At 34.4% G+C, this 18,560-nt stretch carries 17 protein-coding genes and 1 riboswitch; of the genes, 15 read left to right on the plus strand and 2 right to left on the minus strand.

From position 1 onward, the window contains the following. Both J3495_RS15155 and J3495_RS15160 read left to right on the plus strand, forming a co-directional pair. A partial coding sequence (locus J3495_RS15155) for an IS3 family transposase (RefSeq protein WP_210667439.1) occupies positions 1–91 on the plus strand: 91 nt, incomplete at its 5' end. 176 nt (positions 92–267) lie between these two features. After that, positions 268–1,734: a M28 family metallopeptidase gene (locus tag J3495_RS15160; protein ID WP_210667386.1), complete on the plus strand. Its 1,467-nt coding sequence runs from the start codon at positions 268–270 to the stop codon at positions 1,732–1,734. Between the two features lie 174 nt (positions 1,735–1,908). Here the strand turns inward: J3495_RS15160 and metK are convergent, their stop codons facing one another. Next, on the minus strand, positions 1,909–3,159 hold the full coding sequence (metK, locus tag J3495_RS15165; protein ID WP_210667387.1) for a methionine adenosyltransferase: 1,251 nt from the start codon (positions 3,157–3,159) through the stop codon (positions 1,909–1,911). 738 nt (positions 3,160–3,897) lie between these two features. Between metK and J3495_RS15170 the strand changes: the two genes are divergently transcribed. The 10 genes from J3495_RS15170 to J3495_RS15215 all read left to right on the plus strand — a co-directional run bounded on the left by J3495_RS15170 (position 3,898) and on the right by J3495_RS15215 (position 14,251). Beyond that, positions 3,898–4,068, plus strand: coding sequence for a hypothetical protein (locus J3495_RS15170; RefSeq protein ID WP_210667388.1), 171 nt, complete (start codon positions 3,898–3,900; stop codon positions 4,066–4,068). Between the two features lie 56 nt (positions 4,069–4,124). Continuing rightward, a complete protein-coding gene (locus J3495_RS15175; RefSeq protein ID WP_210667389.1) occupies positions 4,125–5,426 on the plus strand; it encodes an O-acetylhomoserine aminocarboxypropyltransferase/cysteine synthase family protein in 1,302 nt (433 codons plus the stop codon). An 88-nt stretch (positions 5,427–5,514) separates the two neighbouring features. After that, the gene (locus J3495_RS15180; RefSeq protein WP_210667390.1) at positions 5,515–6,603 is read left to right on the plus strand and encodes a homoserine dehydrogenase family protein; all 1,089 of its coding nucleotides are present in this window, start codon (positions 5,515–5,517) and stop codon (positions 6,601–6,603) included. Positions 6,604–7,243: 640 nt separating this feature from the next. Continuing rightward, entirely contained in the window at positions 7,244–7,450 is a 207-nt protein-coding gene (locus tag J3495_RS15185) for a hypothetical protein (RefSeq protein WP_210667391.1), read from the plus strand. A 188-nt stretch (positions 7,451–7,638) separates the two neighbouring features. After that, a riboswitch (SAM riboswitch) is annotated at positions 7,639–7,747 on the plus strand. An 80-nt stretch (positions 7,748–7,827) separates the two neighbouring features. Continuing rightward, entirely contained in the window at positions 7,828–8,811 is a 984-nt protein-coding gene (locus J3495_RS15190; RefSeq protein WP_236025480.1) for an alpha/beta fold hydrolase, read from the plus strand. 1 nt (position 8,812) lies between these two features. Beyond that, positions 8,813–11,227: a bifunctional aspartate kinase/homoserine dehydrogenase I gene (gene thrA, locus J3495_RS15195; RefSeq protein ID WP_210667393.1), complete on the plus strand. Its 2,415-nt coding sequence runs from the start codon at positions 8,813–8,815 to the stop codon at positions 11,225–11,227. A gap of 65 nt (positions 11,228–11,292) precedes the next feature. Then, a complete protein-coding gene (locus J3495_RS15200; protein WP_210667394.1) occupies positions 11,293–11,724 on the plus strand; it encodes an OsmC family protein in 432 nt (143 codons plus the stop codon). A 122-nt stretch (positions 11,725–11,846) separates the two neighbouring features. Next, positions 11,847–13,019: a trans-sulfuration enzyme family protein gene (locus J3495_RS15205; protein WP_210667395.1), complete on the plus strand. Its 1,173-nt coding sequence runs from the start codon at positions 11,847–11,849 to the stop codon at positions 13,017–13,019. Between the two features lie 161 nt (positions 13,020–13,180). Next, on the plus strand, positions 13,181–13,678 hold the full coding sequence (locus J3495_RS15210; RefSeq protein ID WP_210667396.1) for an RDD family protein: 498 nt from the start codon (positions 13,181–13,183) through the stop codon (positions 13,676–13,678). 162 nt (positions 13,679–13,840) lie between these two features. Then, a complete protein-coding gene (locus tag J3495_RS15215; protein ID WP_210667397.1) occupies positions 13,841–14,251 on the plus strand; it encodes an RrF2 family transcriptional regulator in 411 nt (136 codons plus the stop codon). Positions 14,252–14,311: 60 nt separating this feature from the next. Here the strand turns inward: J3495_RS15215 and J3495_RS15220 are convergent, their stop codons facing one another. Next, a complete protein-coding gene (locus tag J3495_RS15220; RefSeq protein WP_210667398.1) occupies positions 14,312–15,094 on the minus strand; it encodes a sulfite exporter TauE/SafE family protein in 783 nt (260 codons plus the stop codon). Positions 15,095–15,413: 319 nt separating this feature from the next. On the opposite strand from J3495_RS15220, the gene J3495_RS15225 reads away from it, so the two are divergent. The 3 genes from J3495_RS15225 (at position 15,414) to J3495_RS15235 (ending at position 18,529) form a co-directional block, all read left to right on the plus strand. After that, a complete protein-coding gene (locus tag J3495_RS15225) occupies positions 15,414–16,124 on the plus strand; it encodes a phosphoadenylyl-sulfate reductase (protein WP_210667399.1) in 711 nt (236 codons plus the stop codon). Between the two features lie 136 nt (positions 16,125–16,260). Continuing rightward, positions 16,261–17,160, plus strand: a complete 900-nt coding sequence (cysD, locus tag J3495_RS15230; protein WP_210667400.1) for a sulfate adenylyltransferase subunit CysD — start codon at positions 16,261–16,263, stop codon at positions 17,158–17,160. Between the two features lie 124 nt (positions 17,161–17,284). After that, positions 17,285–18,529, plus strand: coding sequence for a sulfate adenylyltransferase subunit 1 (locus J3495_RS15235; protein ID WP_210667401.1), 1,245 nt, complete (start codon positions 17,285–17,287; stop codon positions 18,527–18,529). Positions 18,530–18,560 lie beyond the last annotated feature (31 nt).

An 18,560-nucleotide genomic window follows, 5' to 3' on the forward strand; every position in this document is an offset into this window, starting at 1 on the left:
ATATATAGACTATTACAATAATGATCGAATAAAACTTAATTTAAAAGGAATGAGCCCGATACAATATCGAGCTCATTATTATCAAATTTAATTATAAATTCGTCTAAACTTTTGGGTGCAGTCCAAATTTTAAAATCTGTCGGGTTTCTTTTTTAATAGTGTTTTTTGTTTTTAATTGAAATTCAATTCTAAATCGGTATAAAAAGGAAGAATTGAAGCAAGTATTTCTGTATTAATTGTTAAGTTTGAAGAACTAAATTTCAAAACATGAAAAATAAAATAATTTTAGGATTACTGCTTAGTGCAGGTATTGTTGCTGCGCAAGGAATCAAAAAGCCTCTAGTTGCTGCCATTACAGAAAAAGATCTTAAAACCGATATGTATCAAATGGCAGGTGATCATTTTAACGGTCGCGAAGCGGGAACATTAGACGAATTAAAGGTTTCGATGTGGTTGGCCAATAAAGCAAAAGAAGCAGGAATGGCTCCGGCAGGTGATGACGGAACTTATTTCCAATTTTTTGATTTGTACAGACATCAGGTTTCGCCTAATACAAAATTTAAAATTGGTAAAAAAGAATATAAATTATGGAGCGAAGTTTTGGTTGCCGAAGCGACCAATACAAAAGTTGAAGCTTCGTTATTGTATTTAGGTGCCGCAACAAAAGAAGAAATCGAAAAGACAGATGTTAGCGGAAAAGCAGTTGTTTTATTAGCATCTAAAGAGGGTATAGCAGATGATATTTCGCTTTTTGACAGACGTTATCCGGGACTTGTAAGAACTAAATATTATGACCTTTTGGTAAAAAAAGGAGCGGCAGCATTAATCTTTATTACCGATGATTTAGCAGAACAAAGCTGGTCTCAGGTAGAGCCTCAAATGACAAGAGGTATTTACGGTATCGAAGGTTTTCGTGATAAAGTGGCTGTTACAATGCCCGTTTTTTGGTTACACAAAGATCAGTTAGAATTTTTAAAAAACACAAAAGAACTTCTTTCAACAGAAGTGTTTACAGAAACCTATAAATATCCATCAGTAAATGTGGTGGGGCGAATTGACGGAACAGATGCCAAATTGAAAAGTGAAAATGTGCTTTTTAGTGGTCATCAGGATCACGATGGTGTGAGGCAAAAATACGGTCAGGATTCTATTTATAACGGAGCCGATGACAATGCCAGTACTTGCGTTGCCATGTTGGCCATTGCAAGGGCTTATAAAATACAACCAGGAAAAAGAAGTGCATTATTTGTTTTTCACGGTTCTGAAGAGCGAGGTTTGTTAGGTTCAAGATGGTATGCAGCCCATCCAACAGTGCCGGAAGCCTCTATTGTAGCAGTTCTAAATGGTGATATGATTGGAAGAAATGATGTAAATCAGGCGGCTTTGTTGGGCTCTAGTTCTCCTCACGAAAACTCCTCTGATTTGGTTGCTATTGCTAAAAGAGCAAATGATGAAGGACCAAAATTTGATCTTGACAAACTTTGGGACAAACCAGAGCATCCGGAGTATTTTTATTTCCGTTCAGACCATTTACCTTATGCGCGAAAAGGAATTCCGTCTGTATTTTTTACCAGTGTTTTGCATAGCCAATACCACACTCCAATGGATGAGTCTGAGAATATTGATTATAAAAAATTACACAAAATGACCGAATGGATGTATCGCACAGGTTGGATTTTATCAAATGATACCAATCGTCCTAAAACTTTACCCAACGTAAAATTGGAGCGATAGAACTTGCAAGATGTTGTAATAAAGTAAGAAAAAATCAGTTTTGTGTGCATTTTTACTTTCGTGAAAACACAAAAAAACAGATTGAAATAATTTTAAATCAGCTGTTTTGATCAAAATATAAAAGGCTTTCTACACGTGTAGAAAGCCTTTTTGTTAGGTATATTGTAGATGAATTTACAATCCAAAAGCAGTTTTTACTTGGTCAACAAAATCAAGTTTTTCCCAAGTAAACAATTCTACAATAACAGTTTTTTCGTTTCCTCCAGGAGCAGAAAAAGTTTTAGTTACGGTTTCTGGTTTGCGTCCCATGTGTCCGTAAGCAGCAGTTTCGCTATATATTGGGTTTCTTAATTTCAAACGTTGTTCGATAAAGTAAGGACGCATATCAAAGATTGCTTCTACTTTTTTAGCGATTTCACCGTTAGTCAAATTTACTTTAGAAGTTCCGTAAGTATCAATAAAAATTCCCATTGGTTCAGCAACTCCAATAGCATAAGAAACCTGCACCAAGATTTCGTCAGCAACACCGGCAGCAACTAAGTTTTTAGCGATATGACGTGTTGCATACGCAGCACTTCTATCTACCTTACTTGGGTCTTTTCCTGAAAAAGCACCACCACCGTGAGCACCTTTTCCTCCATAAGTATCCACAATGATTTTTCTTCCTGTTAAACCAGTATCTCCGTGAGGTCCTCCGATAACGAATTTTCCTGTTGGGTTGATGTGGTAGTTGATTTTATCATTGAATAAATGAGCGTGAGTTGGATTTTTTGCGATGATCCTAGGAATCAAAATTTCGATGATATCCTTTTTAATTTTTGCCAACATGGTCGCTTCTTCATCAAAATCATCATGCTGAGTCGAGATTACAATCGCATCAATACGAGTTGGTTTGTTGTCGTCGCTATATTCTAAAGTTACTTGTGATTTTGCATCAGGACGTAAATAGGTAATCTCTTTGTTTTCACGTCTTAAAATAGCCAGTTCCTGCAATAATTTATGTGATAAATCAAGCGCAAGCGGCATAAAATTTTCGGTTTCATTAGTAGCATAACCAAACATCATTCCTTGATCACCCGCACCTTGCTCTTCTGGCTTAGCTCTGTCAACACCTTGATTAATATCTGCTGATTGTTCATGAATTGCAGATAAGATTCCGCAAGAATTTGCTTCAAACATATATTCGCTTTTGGTGTAACCGATTTTACGAATTACATCACGAGCGATTTGCTGTACATCAAGATACGTATTTGATTTTACTTCTCCTGCCAAAATTACTTGACCAGTGGTAACCAAAGTTTCACAAGCTACTTTTGAGTCAGCATCAAATGCCAAAAAGTTGTCAATTAATGCATCCGAAATTTGATCTGCAACTTTGTCTGGATGCCCTTCACTAACAGATTCTGACGTAAATAAATAAGCCATAATAATTTATTAAATTAAAATTAATTTGAGGGAATACAGGTGGGCAGTAAGGCTAAAGGAGAGTTTCTGCTTTAGCATTTTTTACTACTGAAATCTAAATCTTTCAGCATTCATAACGAAACCTTTCATTATGAAGAGGTTGCAATCAGTTCAAATTTTTCCTCTGTATTCGAGTGCAAAGGTATAAAACCATTTTGATTTGCAAATTAAAGTTCTGCTTTTTTTAATTTTATAAACATAAATTTAACATATTATACTAATTTGATAGGATAATAGAAATTATTTTGCTTTTTGTTTGGTGGTGTGAAAAAAAGTCCTCAAATTTGCCAAACAAAACAAGTAGAAAATGAATTTAATTATTAAAAATATGTGTTGTATGATGCCGGAAATTACCGCAGAGCTCGCTATTGTTTAGTACTTAAATCTAAAAATACCAATAGAACCTCTGCCAATCGCGGAGGTTTTTTTTTGATAAATTGAAAAAGAGTTTAAATCATATAAGTTTTGAGTTAGTAAAATTTTAATGGAAGTCCATTACTTACGATCAAAAATAAAAATTAAGAAAATGAATAACTCAGTAGTAAATAATATGATGATGTGTTGTAAGATGCCGATGTGCATCCCAATCTGCTATTGCCAAAAGTGAAAGAGTAAATCTTTGTTATAGTTCAACTATAAGCCCTTTTGGTAAGCCATCCAAGAGGGCTTTTTTATTTCGATAAATTAAAATTAAAAATCATGAAAACAATATATAGAATCATAAAAATACTGACATCAAAAAAAGTGATCAGTGCCATTAGAAGTCAGACTATAAAACTAAATATACTTAGAGGAGTATTGTATTCGGATGAACTGAATTCATTGCATTTACAAATGTATTCGGCTGATAATGAAATGCTTTTTGTCTAAAAAATAATGTATCAATACGTATCAAATTATTAATCTTATCAAAAAACCAAGAAATCATGAGCACACAAAAATTTGCAACAAACGCATTACATGCCGGACACGATGTTACTAAAAATGGAGGAACACGAGCAGTTCCTATCTATCAAACATCATCGTATGTTTTTAATAATTCAGAGCATACGGCCAATTTATTTGGTCTGGCCGAGGCGGGATTTATTTATACACGATTAAATAATCCTACAAATGATGTCCTCGAACAACGATTGGCAGCCCTAGAAGGCGGAATCGGAGCGGTAGTTACAGCGTCTGGAGCCGCCGCTATTTCGACCACTTTTCTGACTTTGCTAAAAGCGGGCGATCATATCGTAGCATCAAATAGTCTGTATGGCGGAACCTATAATCTATTAAAGGTAACTTTGCCTCGATTAGGAATTACGACAACCTTTGTAGATCCTTCAAAACCAGAAAATTTTACAAAAGCAGCCCAAGAAAATACCCGAGCTTTTTTTATTGAATCGTTGGGGAATCCAAAATTGGATGTTTTAGATGTGAAAGCCATTTCGGCGCAAGCCAAAAACTTCAAGGTTCCTTTGATCGTTGATAATACAGTAGCCACGCCCTATTTATTAAATCCGATTGAGCACGGAGCCAACATCGTGATTCATTCTCTTACCAAATATATTTCAGGAAATGGGACTTCGCTCGGAGGCGTCATTATTGATGCAGGAACTTTTGATTGGTCTAACGGAAAATTCCCGGAATTTACAACACCTTCCGCAGGATATCACGGGTTGGTGTACCATGAAGCTTTAGGAAATGCAGCGTTTATTGCTAAAGCCAGAATCGAAGGATTAAGAGATTTTGGATCAGCTTTGAGTCCGTTTAATGCTTTTCAAATCATTCAGGGATTAGAAACATTGCCCATCCGAATCAAAAAACACAGCGAAAATGCGCTGGCTTTGGCAACCTGGTTAGAAAAACAGGAAGAAGTTGTGTGGGTAAATTATCCAGGTTTAAAATCGAGTAAATATTATGATTTAGCGCAGGAATATTTGCCAAAAGGGCAAAGCGGCATTATAACTTTTGGTTTGAAAGGTGGTTTTGAAGCGGCCAAAAAAGTAGCCGATGAAACCCAATTATTCTCGCTTTTGGCCAATATTGGCGATACCAAATCACTCATTATTCATCCCGCAAGTACCACGCATCAACAATTGTCTGATGATGAGCAATTAGAGACAGGCGTTTCAAAAGATTTGATTCGACTTTCTGTCGGAATCGAAGATATCGAGGATTTAATTGAAGATTTGAAAACCGTTTTCGCAAGTGTTGCTCAATCTCAATACAGTCTTAAAAATTAGTTTTTTGTTTTTTGTTTGAAAAATTGCCTTTAGCGATGTGAGTTTTGCTAAAGGTGATTTTTTTAAGAATTTATTTAATAGATACGGTATGTCAAAGCTTAAAATAAACATTGTTCTGTTTGGAATCGGGAACATCGGAAGCACTCTAATCAACCAGATTGTAGAAAGTCAGGAGTTTTTTCTGGAAAGTAAAAATATCGATTTTCATTTTCCGATTATCACTAATTCTAACGTGGCTTTTTTCGAAAAAGAAGGTGTCGGTTATGCATGGGAAACCAATTTTTTGCAGTTGGCGGTTCCTTTTAGAGTAGAAGATATTATTGAATTTGCCAAAGAAAATGAGTTCGAAAATTTAATTGCCGTAGACGCCACCGCCAGCAATGAATTGATAGATCATTATACTACTTTGATTCAAAACGGATTTAATATTGTGGCGGTAAACAAAAAAGCCAATACATTGTCGATTGATTTGTACAAAGAAATCCGTGAGAATTTAAAAAAGTACGATAAAGAATTTCTCTACGAAACGTCTTTAGATATCGGGTTTCCGGTACTACAAACTCTGAGAGATCTGTATTATTCAGGAGAAAAAATCACTAAAATAAGAGGTGTTTTTTCTGCTAATCTGAGTTATGTTTTTAATCGTTTTTCTGCCGAAGAGACTTCTTTTTCTTCTATTTTAAAAGATGCGAGTTTGCTAGGATTAATGCGTGCGACATTCAGAGAGGATTTATCTGGAAATGACACGGCAAAAAAACTGCTTATTCTGGCAAGAGAAATTGGTAAAGATGTTGAATTATCAGATATAAAAATAAATTCACTTATAAAGGAGGGACATTTAGAAAAAAACGGAATTCTTAATAAAGAGGCTTTAGATAAATCATACAAAATCGCAAAAATAACCCAAGCTGAAAATCATGTTTTACGATATATAGGCGAATATGATGTGGAAAAAAATAAGATGGAGGTAAAATTGGTCTCTGAACCAAGTAGTTCTTCTGTTGCTCAATTAAAGGGTGCCGATACAATTTTTGAAATTTACACCCAATCGTATTCAGAGGCTCCTATCGTAATACAAAGCGGAGCAGCATGTAAACAAGCTATTTCCAGAGGATTAATTGCGGATATTCTTAAAGTGGCTGAAAAAATTAAAAATAAAGAAGCGATTTGGGCATAATTGAGAATAAACCCAAAGTATAAAAAATGTTCTTTGATAAATTGATTTGTGGGGATCGGTTAAAAGTGTATGGTAATTGGTTTTTGTAAGTTTTTGCCTTGTTTTTTTGAAACAATTTTTTTGTAAGATGTTTGATATTGAAAAATTGTAAGTTTTTATCGTTTTTTCTGATTAATTTATTGATTTTCATTTGTGTAAATAAAATAATATTTGCATATTTGTTAAACCCAAAAACTACTAACATGAATTTAATTGTCGATAAGATGTGTTATGCCATTTCGGATAAAACCGTTGGGAAGTTTTGTGGTTAAAATTGTAAAAAACAATATACTATAGCAAAGCCTCTCAAAAAACAAATGGGGGGCTTTTTAAATTTAAAACAATGCAAGAATTTTTTAAAATAAAATATAAATCGCAGATGAATAGTTTCCAGATAGACAAGATGGTCAATGTTGCGCCTATTTGTATAGTTATCTATTGATATTCGAAAGTATATAAGTTGTAACAACTTAAACCCTTTTGGTATCTCAATCCAAAAGGGTTTTTTTATTTTATCAATTTGTCAAAACAAAAAAAATACAGTAATACTGAACTTAATATAAAAATAGCACATTTATAAACATCATAAACTAGCATAATTATGAAAACAATAAACTACTTAACAAGAACATTTTCTGCTCTCAGGAGATTAAGGGCAAAAAGAAATAGTTTAACGCCATTAACAAATGAATTGGTTCATCCAAGATTTGGATTAACCGCTTCTGAGGATACTCAGAACCAAAAGAAAGCACCAAATTCATTACTTTTTTTGATGTATTCGAAAGAAAATGAAACACTTTTTATTTAAATTAAAGAGTATTTTAAAATAGGGTTATACCTACCTGAATTTACTGGACATTTTGTTCGGTAAATTTTTGTATGCCATAATTTTACAGTAAAATAATAAGTAGTAAACAAGAGAATCTCTTGAGATAAATTTGTTTGTTTAAGAAATTAGTAGTTAATTTGTGCCTTTAAGTTCAGAAACGTATTGAAATGTTATAAAGAAAGGACGAGGGATTAGACCCGATGAATCCTTAGCAACCCTTCGTTAAAGCGAAGAAGGTGCTGCATTCTACCACGCCCAAACGTGGAAAGATAACAACAAGAATTTTTCTAGTAATATACTCTAGACTTTCTTTCTAATATTTCCACATACAAATCAATAATACAACAGATTTGAAATTGGAAAATATACAAAACCTTATCAACATACAAAATTTCACTACAGAAAGTGGTGTTTTATATCATTCGTTACCTTTAAGTTATTCACTTTTTGGCTTGACTTTGCATACTGCACCCGTTATTCTGGTCAATCATGCTTTGACCGGAAATGCTCAGGTTACGGGAGAAAATGGCTGGTGGAGTGATTTAATTGGTCTAGGGAAAACAATTGATATTAATAAATACACCATCCTAGCATTTAACGTTCCGGGTAACGGTAATGATTCTTTTATCATCGAAAAGTATCAAGATTTTACCACCAGAGACATTGCTAGAATTTTCTTAGAGGGAATTAAAGCGCTGCATATCCAGAAGACATTTGCCATCATTGGAGGTTCTGTTGGGGGAGGAATTGCATGGGAGATGTTGGCCTTAGCACCCAATTGTACCCAACATTTGATACCTATTGCAACCGATTGGAAATCGACAGATTGGATGATAGCCAACTGTTATTTACAGGAACAAATTCTCAATAATTCATCAAAACCTGTCGAAGATGCGAGGATTCACGCTATGTTGTGTTACCGTTCCCCCGAATCATTCAAAGAAAAATTTAAGAGAACGATAAACGAAAATCTCAAGATATTTAACATAGAAAGCTGGCTGGCACATCATGGCGAAAAATTACAAAAAAGGTACCAATTATCGTCTTATAAATTGATGAACCAATTGCTAAAAACTATTGATATTACTAGAAATGGCGGTGACTTGGAAACTTTAGTCGGCAAAACAGAAGCTTCTATTCATATCATCGCAATCAATTCGGATTTGTTTTTTATACCAAAAGAAAATCTGGAAACTTATAATGAATTAAAGAAGTTTAAAGACAATGTTTTTTACAGCGAAATAGATTCTGTGCACGGACATGACGCTTTTTTAATCGAGTACAAACAATTAGATCATTTACTTGCCACAATTTTTAAGGCAGAAACAATAGAAAAATAAAATGAAAATATTAAAATTTGGAGGCAAATCGTTATCAAACGGAGAAGGATTAAACAAAGTCGTTTCGATTATTTTAGATAAAGTAAACCAAGGCGAACAAATTGCCGTTGTCGTTTCGGCACGTGGAAACGCTACAGATGAGCTGGAATATATTTTAAAGATTGCAGCTAAAAACGGAGATTATAAACCTTTATTAGAAACCTTTAAAGAGTATCAGACCGCAGATTTTCAGCACGTTGATTTGTCTGAGGAGTTTACTATTTTGGATAAACTTTTTGAAGGCGTAAGTTTGATTGGTGATTACAGCAACAAAATTAAAGATCAGATTTTGTCTAAAGGAGAATTACTTTCTGCCAAATTATTGACTGCTATTTTGATCGAAAAGGGAGTTCCGGCCAATTTTGCAGATTCAAGAGAGCTTCTTAAAACAGATTCAAAATTTGGTGATGCGCAACCTTTAGAACAGCTTTCTAAGAAGAATGTTATCAATTATTTTAAAGAACACAACGGTTCAACTGTCAATGTCGTAACCGGTTTTATTGGTTCAAACAATAATAATGATACCACCACTTTGGGTAGAAACGGCAGTAATTATACCGCTTCGCTAATTGCAAATTACTTAGATGCCGAAGAACTTCAGAATTTTACGCACGTTGACGGAATTTATACCGCAAATCCAGATTTAGTAGCCGATGCTAAAAAAATTGAATTTTTATCATTTAATGAAGCCAATGAGCTGGCCAATTTTGGAGCGACGATTTTGCATGCCAAAACGATCATTCCTTTATTAGAAAAAAACATTCCGCTTCGTATTTTAAATACGTTTAATCATGAAAACCGAGGTACTTTAATCACTTCAGATTCTTCAAAAGAAGGAATTAAAACACTTTCAGTTCTAGAGAATGTTTCTTTGGTAAACCTAGAAGGACGAGGATTATTAGGAAAAGCGGGAGTTGATGCCCGAATTTTTAAGGTAATGGGCGATCATAATATTAGTGTGAGTATCATTTCTCAGGGTTCTTCAGAAAGAGGAATTGGCTTGGTGGTTGCCACAGACCAGGCAACAACGGCTATGGTTGAACTAGAAAAAGAGTTCGAAAATGATTTTTATTCAAAAGATGTCAATCAAATTACGGTAACCGATAATGTTTCGGTAATTTCGATTATCGGTCAGGATTTAAGCACTTTTCACAAGCCTTACACGGCTTTAATCAAAAATAAAATCATTCCGATATTGTTTAACAACACCGTTACGGGTAAAAACGTGAGTTTGGTGGTTAAAAAATCAGAACTTAACAAAGCTTTAAACGTCATTCACGGGGAGATTTTTGGAGTTTCTAAAAAAATTAACATAGCCATTTTTGGTCACGGATTAGTGGGTGGAACTTTAATAAATCAAATACTTGAATCGGCTTCGGCGATTGAAAAACGAAAAGATATTAAGCTGAATGTTTTTGCTATTGCCAATTCTAAAAAATTGCTTTTAAATAAAAACGGCGTAACTTCAAACTGGAAAAATGACATTCAGAAAGAAGGCGCTGCTTACACCATAAACGATATTATTGAATATGCCAATTTGCATCATTTAGAAAATCTAATTGCGATAGACAACACTGCGAGCGCGCCGTTTGTAGAGAATTATATTCCGCTTATCGAGAGCAGTTTTGATTTGATTTCTTCTAATAAAGTAGCCAATACATTAAGTTATGGCTTTTATAAGCAGATAAGAAAATCATTGGCAGAAAATCAAAAGAATTATTTGTACGAGACTAATGTTGGTGCAGGTTTACCACTGATTGATACGATAAAATTGTTGCATCTTTCGGGCGAAAATATCACTAAAATAAAAGGTGTTTTCTCGGGGACATTGAGTTATTTATTTAATAATTTCTCTGCAAAAGAAGTGCCGTTTAGCGAAATTTTGCAGGAAGCAATTGACAATGGTTACACCGAGCCAGACCCGCGCGAGGATTTATGCGGAAATGATGTTGGAAGAAAATTATTGATATTAGCAAGAGAATTAGACCTTCAAAATGAGTTTGAAGAAATTGATATTCAAAATCTTATTCCGGAACATTTACGTGAAGGAAATGTGACTGATTTTTTAACTAAATTGAAAGAATTTGATCCAATTTATGAAAAAATAAAGCAAGAGCAAAAACCAAATCATGTGTTGCGATATATTGGTGAATTGTCGGGAGATTTGCAGAATGATAAAGGAAATCTCGAAGTAAAATTGGTTTCGGTGCCATCAGATACAGCTTTAGGAGGTTTGAAAGGTTCTGATTCTTTCTTCGAAATTTATACCGAATCATACGGAGATCGACCAATCGTAATTCAGGGAGCCGGTGCAGGATCTGCCGTAACGGCCAGAGGTGTTTTTGGAGATATTTTGAGATTATCGGATAAAGAATAAAAATTTAGATTGCAGATTTTGAAGTTTATATTTTCAAATCAAACAAAAAACAAAAAAGAAAAAACATGAAAGTAACCTTAAACAGAGTGAATGACGCTTTTCATTTTAAATTAAAAAATGAGCGTGGTCATATTGTAGATGTTGATAGCAGAGCCGAATTTGGCGGAAGCGATTTGGGTGCGAGTCCGATGGAGTTGGTTTTGATGGGAGTTGCAGGTTGTAGCGCGATTGATATGATTTCGATATTGAAAAAACAACGTCAGGAAATCACCTCTTTTAGTGCTGAGGTAGAAGGCGAACGTGTACAAGTAGGCGAGGCAAAACCTTTTAAAGAAATCTTTGTGGTTTTTTATTTAGAAGGCGATATCAATCCCGAAAAAGCGCAACGTGCAGCAGAACTTTCTTTTGAGAAATACTGCTCTGTTGCTAAAACGGTTGAACCGACAGCTACTATAAAATATAAAGTTGTCTTGAATAAGACAGAATTGGGAAATTAGTCTATTAGATAATTCTTTAGACTAATTAGTAAATAATGACTCATTTAAATTTAAAATTCAAGTCCAGTTTTGCCTATCACACAAGTTTGGAACTTGAAACTTGAAACAAGAAAAATAAAAAAATGAACGAACAAGAATTTGGTTTCGAAACGCAAGCCATCAGAACACAATTAGAAAGATCTCAGTATTTAGAGCATTCAGTGCCATTATACTTATCGTCAAGCTTTGTATTTGAAGATGCCGAAGACATGCGAGCTTCTTTTACAGAAGAAAAAGAACGCAATATTTACAGTCGTTTTAGTAACCCAAATACGACCGAATTTGTTGATAAAATTTGCAAGATGGAAGGTGCTGAAGCGGGTTATGCTTTTGCAACCGGAATGGCGGCGGTTTATTCTACATTTGCAGCTTTGTTAAATGCGGGAGATCACATTGTGTCTGCAAGCAGTGTTTTTGGTTCGACTCACGCATTGTTTAAAACCTATTTTCCAAAGTGGAATATTGAAACCTCTTACTTTGATATTAATAAGCCAGAAACAATTGAGAGTTTCATTCAACCGAACACAAAAATACTTTACGCTGAATCGCCTACAAACCCAGGTGTAGATGTAATCGATTTGGAATTGTTAGGTGACATTGCCAAAAAGCACAACTTGATCTTAATTATCGACAATTGTTTTGCAACGCCATACCTACAACAGCCGCTAAAATTTGGAGCGCATTTGGTTGTTCACTCAGCAACGAAACTAATTGATGGTCAAGGTCGCGTTCTAGGAGGAGTTACGGTTGGTAGTGAAGAATTGATTAGACAAATTTATTTGTTTTCAAGAAATACGGGTCCAGCGTTATCACCTTTTAATGCGTGGATTTTATCAAAAAGTTTAGAAACTTTAGCGATTCGTGTCGAGAAACACTGTGAAAATGCGTTGAAAGTAGCTGAGTTTTTAGAAGCGCATCCAAATGTAAATAGTGTGAAATATCCTTTTTTAAAATCGCATCCGCAATATGAAATTGCCAAAAAACAGATGAAGTTAGGCGGTAATATTATTGCGTTTGAAATCAAAGGAGGAATAGAGGCTGGAAGGAAATTTTTAGATAAAATAAAACTTTGCTCCCTATCGGCCAATATTGGCGATACGAGGTCTATTGTTACGCATCCTGCTTCAACGACACACAGTAAATTGTCAGAAGAAGATCAGTTAGCGGTTGGTATCACGCAAGGTTTGGTGCGCGTTTCAGTAGGTTTAGAAACCGTACAAGATGTAATAGCCGATTTAGCGCAGGCGCTTTCTTAGGAGATTTTAGATTGAAGATTATAATTTAATGACGTTTTTTAACTGTAACTTTTGTACCGTTAAAAAGCGTTATTTTTTTAGCGGTTGTTAAAGTAAAAAGTATATTTTTGTTTGAAAACTAATGCAAAAAATATTAATCTTAAACTTAAATCTGTTGTAAAATGAATGATTCTGTTTATATTCTCGATGATGCATTAGTAGCTTCTACCGGAAAAAGATTTCTAAACTACATTATTGATATGATTTTTTTTGTAATCGTAATGTACTTGTTTGGCTTGTTTTTAGGCATTTTAATTGCATTAGGGTTTGAAGGTATATCGTTTTGGATGCAAGGTTTAGGAGATCTTGGTTGGAATTTGATTGGTGTAACAATTTTATTAGTGTACTATACTCTTATAGAAGGTTTTTTTGGCAGATCAGTAGGAAAATTCATTACAGGTACTGTTGTGGTGGATGAAAATGGAGAAAAAATAAATTTTGTTTCTGCCCTTAAAAGAAGCCTTTGTCGCTTGATTCCGTTTGATGGGTTGTCTTTTTTTGGCAGTAGAGGCTGGCATGATTCGATTACAGATACTTATGTGGTAGAGAAAAAAGCATTAGAGGAAAGTATAAAAATGTTTCATGATTTTAAATTAATTGGTGTTGAGGAAGCAAGTTAAATAAACTAGACTAATTTGGTAGAATTTAGTAATTCGGGATATTATTTTTCTCGTTCAAAAAGCGTATTTTTGTTGCAGAAAAATATTCAGCTGTTATTTTAGTCAGTAATCTAAAATTAGCAATCTAAAATCAGCAATCTAAAATCTAAAATATTTATATAAGTGCTTTCAAAGAAAACAAAATACGGAATCAAAGCTTTAACTTATTTGGCCAGGCGTGAGAATAACGAGCCTGTGCAAATTGCCGAAATCGCAAGAAGTGAGCATATTTCGATTAAATTTTTAGAAAGTATTTTGTTGTTACTTAGAAATTCAGGATTTCTGGGAGCAAAAAAAGGAAAAGGTGGTGGTTATTATCTGATAAAAGACCCTAAAGATATCAGTATGGCCAAAGTATACCGCATTCTTGAGGGGCCGATTGCGCTTCTTCCGTGCGCAAGTCACAATTTTTATGAAAAATGTGATGATTGTGATGACGAATCTAACTGTGCTGCACGTCGCTTAATGACTGAGGTTAGGGACAATACACTCAAAATATTAGAAAGTAACTCTCTGGCAGATATTGCGTTTTAAGTAATATTGCAATTTTACATTTTTTCTGACTTCCAAAAGAAATCTCTTTTAGGAAGAGCTTTAAAAAATTAATTTATATCCTACGAAAAAAAGCATTATTGCAATGGCATTTCTAAGGAGTAAGTCAGGAACTTTTCCGCTTAACATACTTCCTATAAAAATTCCCGGAAGAGACCCCATTAATAATTGAGCTAACAAAAACAAATCCAAATTTCCCATAGAAGCATGTCCTATTCCAGCAACCAAGGTTAAAGGCACAGCATGTGCAATTTCTGTTCCTACTAAACGTGGCGTTGGCAATAACGGGTAGAGGAAAAATAAAGTTACTGTACCTAAAGCACCAGCGCCAATTGAAGTTAGCGTAACAGTTGCTCCTAACAATATACCAATTGCAATGGTCAACATATTTTGAGTATGACTTTCGCTATGAAATTTATCGCCGGCATGTCTTTGAGAAAGTACCAACAGTTTCTTTTTGAATAGAATTGCAACAGATGTTAAAAGCAATGCCCATCCCAAACTGTATTTTATGACTGCATTTATAGTGCTAATATCGGTCTTTATGCTGTTTAAGATCCATAAAGTTATTAGAGCAGCAGGAACACTTCCTAAGGTGAGCCAGCCAGTGATTGTCCAGTTTATATTGCCTTTTTTATGATGCACAAATACACCTCCCATTTTGGTAAAAGCGGCATATAGTAAGTCGGTACCCACTGCTGTTGTTGGAGGAATCCCGAACCATAATAAAATAGGAGTCATCAAAGAACCACCGCCAACACCTGTTAATCCTACCACAAATCCTACCACTAACCCTGCAACTACAAGACCTATCTGAAAATCCATAAAGACTTTTTTTTACAAAAGTAATAAGTATTTTATAATAATCCTATAGGTTTGGTAGACTATTAAAAATATATTTCAAAATCTTTAAAAAGTACCCTATTTAGTTACGTACTAAAAAAAGACATCAAATTATTTGTTTCTTAATATTGTAAAGCATCCATATTAATTGCTTTAAAAGTATTTAAGTTTCGAAATATAATCTCCTGTTTAATAGTGTAAAAAATAATAATATTGTTTTGTTATTTAGAAATAAGTACTATTTTTGCAAAGTAATCTATTAAGCCGATAGGGTAATAGATTTCAGATAAATAAAAATAAAATGGATACAACAGTTGCAACTTCCTTAATAGATAAAACAAAAGATTTTTCGTTAGAAGAGACTTTGTTTTTTTTGTCTAATGAATATAAGGGAAAAGTCGTTTTCTCGACTTCTTTTGGGCAAGAAGATCAGGTAATTACAGATTTTATTGCGAAAAGTAATTCGGATATTACCATTTTTACTTTGGACACGGGAAGATTATTTCAGGAAACTTATGATGTTTTTCACAAAACATTAAAAAAATACAAAAAGCAAATCGAGGTTTATTTTCCGGAAGCAGCGGTGGTTGAAAATTTACTGAAACAAAAAGGACCTAATAGTTTTTATGAATCGGTAGAGAATAGAAAAGAGTGCTGTTTTATTCGAAAAGTAGTGCCGCTACGAAAAGCTTTAGCTGGAAATTCGGTGTGGATTACAGGTTTAAGAGCCGAACAATCAGAAAACAGAAACGATTTACAGTTATTTGAATACGATGGAAATTTCGAAATAATAAAATTTAATCCTTTGCTTAAATGGTCGTTGGCGGAGGTCGAAACATATTTGCAAGAAAATAATGTTCCTCAAAATGCCTTGCACAAACAAGGATTTGTAAGCATTGGTTGCGCACCTTGTACAAGAGCGATTCTCCCAGGTGAGGATATTAGAGCGGGAAGATGGTGGTGGGAGTCAAGCCATAAAGAATGTGGTTTGCATGGAGCCAAGAAAGAGTAAAAAGAGAATAGAATAAAGAATCAAGATAATAAAATAGTAGCGGAGAGATTTAGATCAGCAGAAAAAACCTTACTCGAGAGCTTTGCTCGAATAGGCGAAGCAAACCTGAAACTTGAAACTTTTTAAACAAATAAAAATGAGTTCAGTATTAAAAACAAATGCTTTAGAGAGTGAAGCCATATACATTTTCAGAGAAGTAATTTCACAGTTTGACAAACCTGTTTTGCTTTTTTCTGGAGGAAAAGATTCTATAACATTGGTGCGTTTGGCACAAAAGGCATTTTTTCCGGCAAAAATTCCGTTTCCTCTTTTGCATGTTGATACAGGGCATAATTTTCCTGAAACGATTGCTTTTAGAGATAAATTAGTAGAAGAATTAGGATTAGAATTGATTGTTCGAAATGTTCAGGATGCCATTGACGAAGGAAAAGTGGTTGAGGAAACTGGTAAATATTCCAGCAGAAACAGCTTACAGACCATAACACTTTTAGATGCTATTGAAGAATTTAAGTTTGATGCTTGTATTGGTGGTGCGCGACGTGATGAGGAAAAAGCAAGAGCTAAAGAACGTATTTTTTCAGTTCGTGATGATTTTGGTCAGTGGGATGAAAAAAACCAACGCCCTGAATTATTTGATATTTTGAATGGAAAAATAGAAAATGGTCAAAACGTTCGCGTTTTCCCGATTTCAAACTGGACAGAATTAGATGTTTGGAGTTATATCGAAAAAGAACATATCGAGATTCCATCGATTTATTTTTCACATAAAAGAAAAGTTTTTTTGAGAGACGGTTTAATTTGGTCGCATTCTCCTTTTGTGTACCAAGAAGAAGACGAACAAATCGAAGAACGAATTGTTCGTTTTAGAACCGTCGGAGATATGACTTGTACGGCCGCGGTTGATTCTTATGCAGCAACTATTGAGGAAGTAGTGGGAGAAATAAGAGAATCTACTATTTCTGAAAGAGGTGCCAGAATTGATGACAAACGTTCTGAAGCCGCGATGGAAAAGAGAAAACAACAAGGATACTTTTAATATTTGTAAAAAGTAAATTGTAAAAAGTAAGAATCACAAAAAACAAACAGATTTAAATTTTAGTTCAAAGGCAAGCAACTTGAAACCTGAAACAAAAAAAATTAAACCTGAAACAAATATTAAGATGGAAGTTTTAAAAATAGCAACAGCAGGAAGTGTAGATGACGGGAAAAGCACTTTGATCGGAAGATTATTGTACGATACAAAATCATTGACTACAGATAAAATCGAAGCAATCGAAAAAAGCAGCAAAAAAAAAGGATACGATTATCTTGATTTTTCTTTGGCTACTGATGGTTTGGTTGCCGAGAGAGAGCAGGGAATTACGATAGATGTAGCGCACATTTATTTTTCGACTGCAAAGAAAAGTTATATTATTGCCGATACTCCGGGACACGTAGAATATACCAGAAATATGGTGACAGGAGCCTCTACTTCCCAGGTTTCTATTATTTTAATTGATGCCAGAAAAGGAGTTATTGAGCAAACGTACCGTCACTTTTTTATCAATAATTTATTAAGAGTAAAAGAGGTAATTGTTGCCATCAACAAAATGGATTTGGTAGATTATTCGGAAGAAGTTTTCAATAAAATCAAAGCCGATTTTCAGGCTTTAAATGCTAAAAGTACTTTTAAAGAACAAAACGTAAGTTACATTCCGTTAAGCGCCATCAATGGTGGAAACGTAGTAGATAAATCTGAAAACATGAAATGGTACGACGGTCAAACCGTTTTAGAACATCTGGAAGGATTGCATTCTTCAGATGTTTTTGAAACAGGTAAGGCACGTTTCCCGGTTCAAACAGTTATTCGTCCCAAAACAGAAGAATATCATGATTTTAGAGGTTACGCAGGGAAATTATACGGAAATTCAATAAAAGTAGGCGATGCTGTAACCGTTTTGCCTTCTTTAACCGAATCAAAAGTAGCTAAAATTCATTTCTTCGATAAAACATTTGACGAAGCCGTTGCAGGTTCTTCGATCACAATCGAATTAGAAAACGATATCAATGTAACAAGAGGCGACATGATCGTAAAATCATCAGAATTGCCAAAAATTGAAAAAGAAATTAGTACAACGATTTGTTGGATGGACAGTAAAAAGTTGGTTGCAGGTACAAAATACATTGTACAGCACAATACCAACAGCGTTTTAGCAAAAATTGAAGCCATTAAAAATACAATTGCCACAGATTATTCGGGAACTACAGAAGCTTCGCAATTAGCGATCAACGAAATAGGGGAAGTGAGTATCAAACTCAGTAAACCTTTATATTTTGACGCTTACAACGACAACAAATCAAATGGTGCTTTTATATTAATCGATACAGCAACCAACACAACAGCAGGAGTGGGATTCATTCGATAAATGCATTAGGCTTTAAGCAATAAGCCTTAAG

Source organism: Flavobacterium geliluteum, assembly GCF_017948595.1.
Taxonomy (GTDB): Bacteria; Bacteroidota; Bacteroidia; order Flavobacteriales; family Flavobacteriaceae; genus Flavobacterium; species Flavobacterium flavipigmentatum.

Bases quoted from the DNA above. Each gene is read 5' to 3' on its own strand.
- J3495_RS15235 (WP_210667401.1), top strand. From the start codon at position 17,285: ATGGAAGTTTTAAAAATAGCAACAGCAGGAAGTGTAGATGACGGGAAA.
- thrA (WP_210667393.1), top strand. From the start codon at position 8,813: ATGAAAATATTAAAATTTGGAGGCAAATCGTTATCAAACGGAGAAGGA.
- J3495_RS15180 (WP_210667390.1), top strand. From the start codon at position 5,515: ATGTCAAAGCTTAAAATAAACATTGTTCTGTTTGGAATCGGGAACATC.
- J3495_RS15225 (WP_210667399.1), top strand. From the start codon at position 15,414: ATGGATACAACAGTTGCAACTTCCTTAATAGATAAAACAAAAGATTTT.
- J3495_RS15175 (WP_210667389.1), top strand. From the start codon at position 4,125: ATGAGCACACAAAAATTTGCAACAAACGCATTACATGCCGGACACGAT.
- J3495_RS15160 (WP_210667386.1), top strand. From the start codon at position 268: ATGAAAAATAAAATAATTTTAGGATTACTGCTTAGTGCAGGTATTGTT.
- J3495_RS15200 (WP_210667394.1), top strand. From the start codon at position 11,293: ATGAAAGTAACCTTAAACAGAGTGAATGACGCTTTTCATTTTAAATTA.
- J3495_RS15170 (WP_210667388.1), top strand. From the start codon at position 3,898: ATGAAAACAATATATAGAATCATAAAAATACTGACATCAAAAAAAGTG.
- metK (WP_210667387.1), bottom strand. From the start codon at position 3,159: ATGGCTTATTTATTTACGTCAGAATCTGTTAGTGAAGGGCATCCAGAC.
- J3495_RS15210 (WP_210667396.1), top strand. From the start codon at position 13,181: ATGAATGATTCTGTTTATATTCTCGATGATGCATTAGTAGCTTCTACC.
- J3495_RS15205 (WP_210667395.1), top strand. From the start codon at position 11,847: ATGAACGAACAAGAATTTGGTTTCGAAACGCAAGCCATCAGAACACAA.
- cysD (WP_210667400.1), top strand. From the start codon at position 16,261: ATGAGTTCAGTATTAAAAACAAATGCTTTAGAGAGTGAAGCCATATAC.
- J3495_RS15185 (WP_210667391.1), top strand. From the start codon at position 7,244: ATGAAAACAATAAACTACTTAACAAGAACATTTTCTGCTCTCAGGAGA.
- J3495_RS15220 (WP_210667398.1), bottom strand. From the start codon at position 15,094: ATGGATTTTCAGATAGGTCTTGTAGTTGCAGGGTTAGTGGTAGGATTT.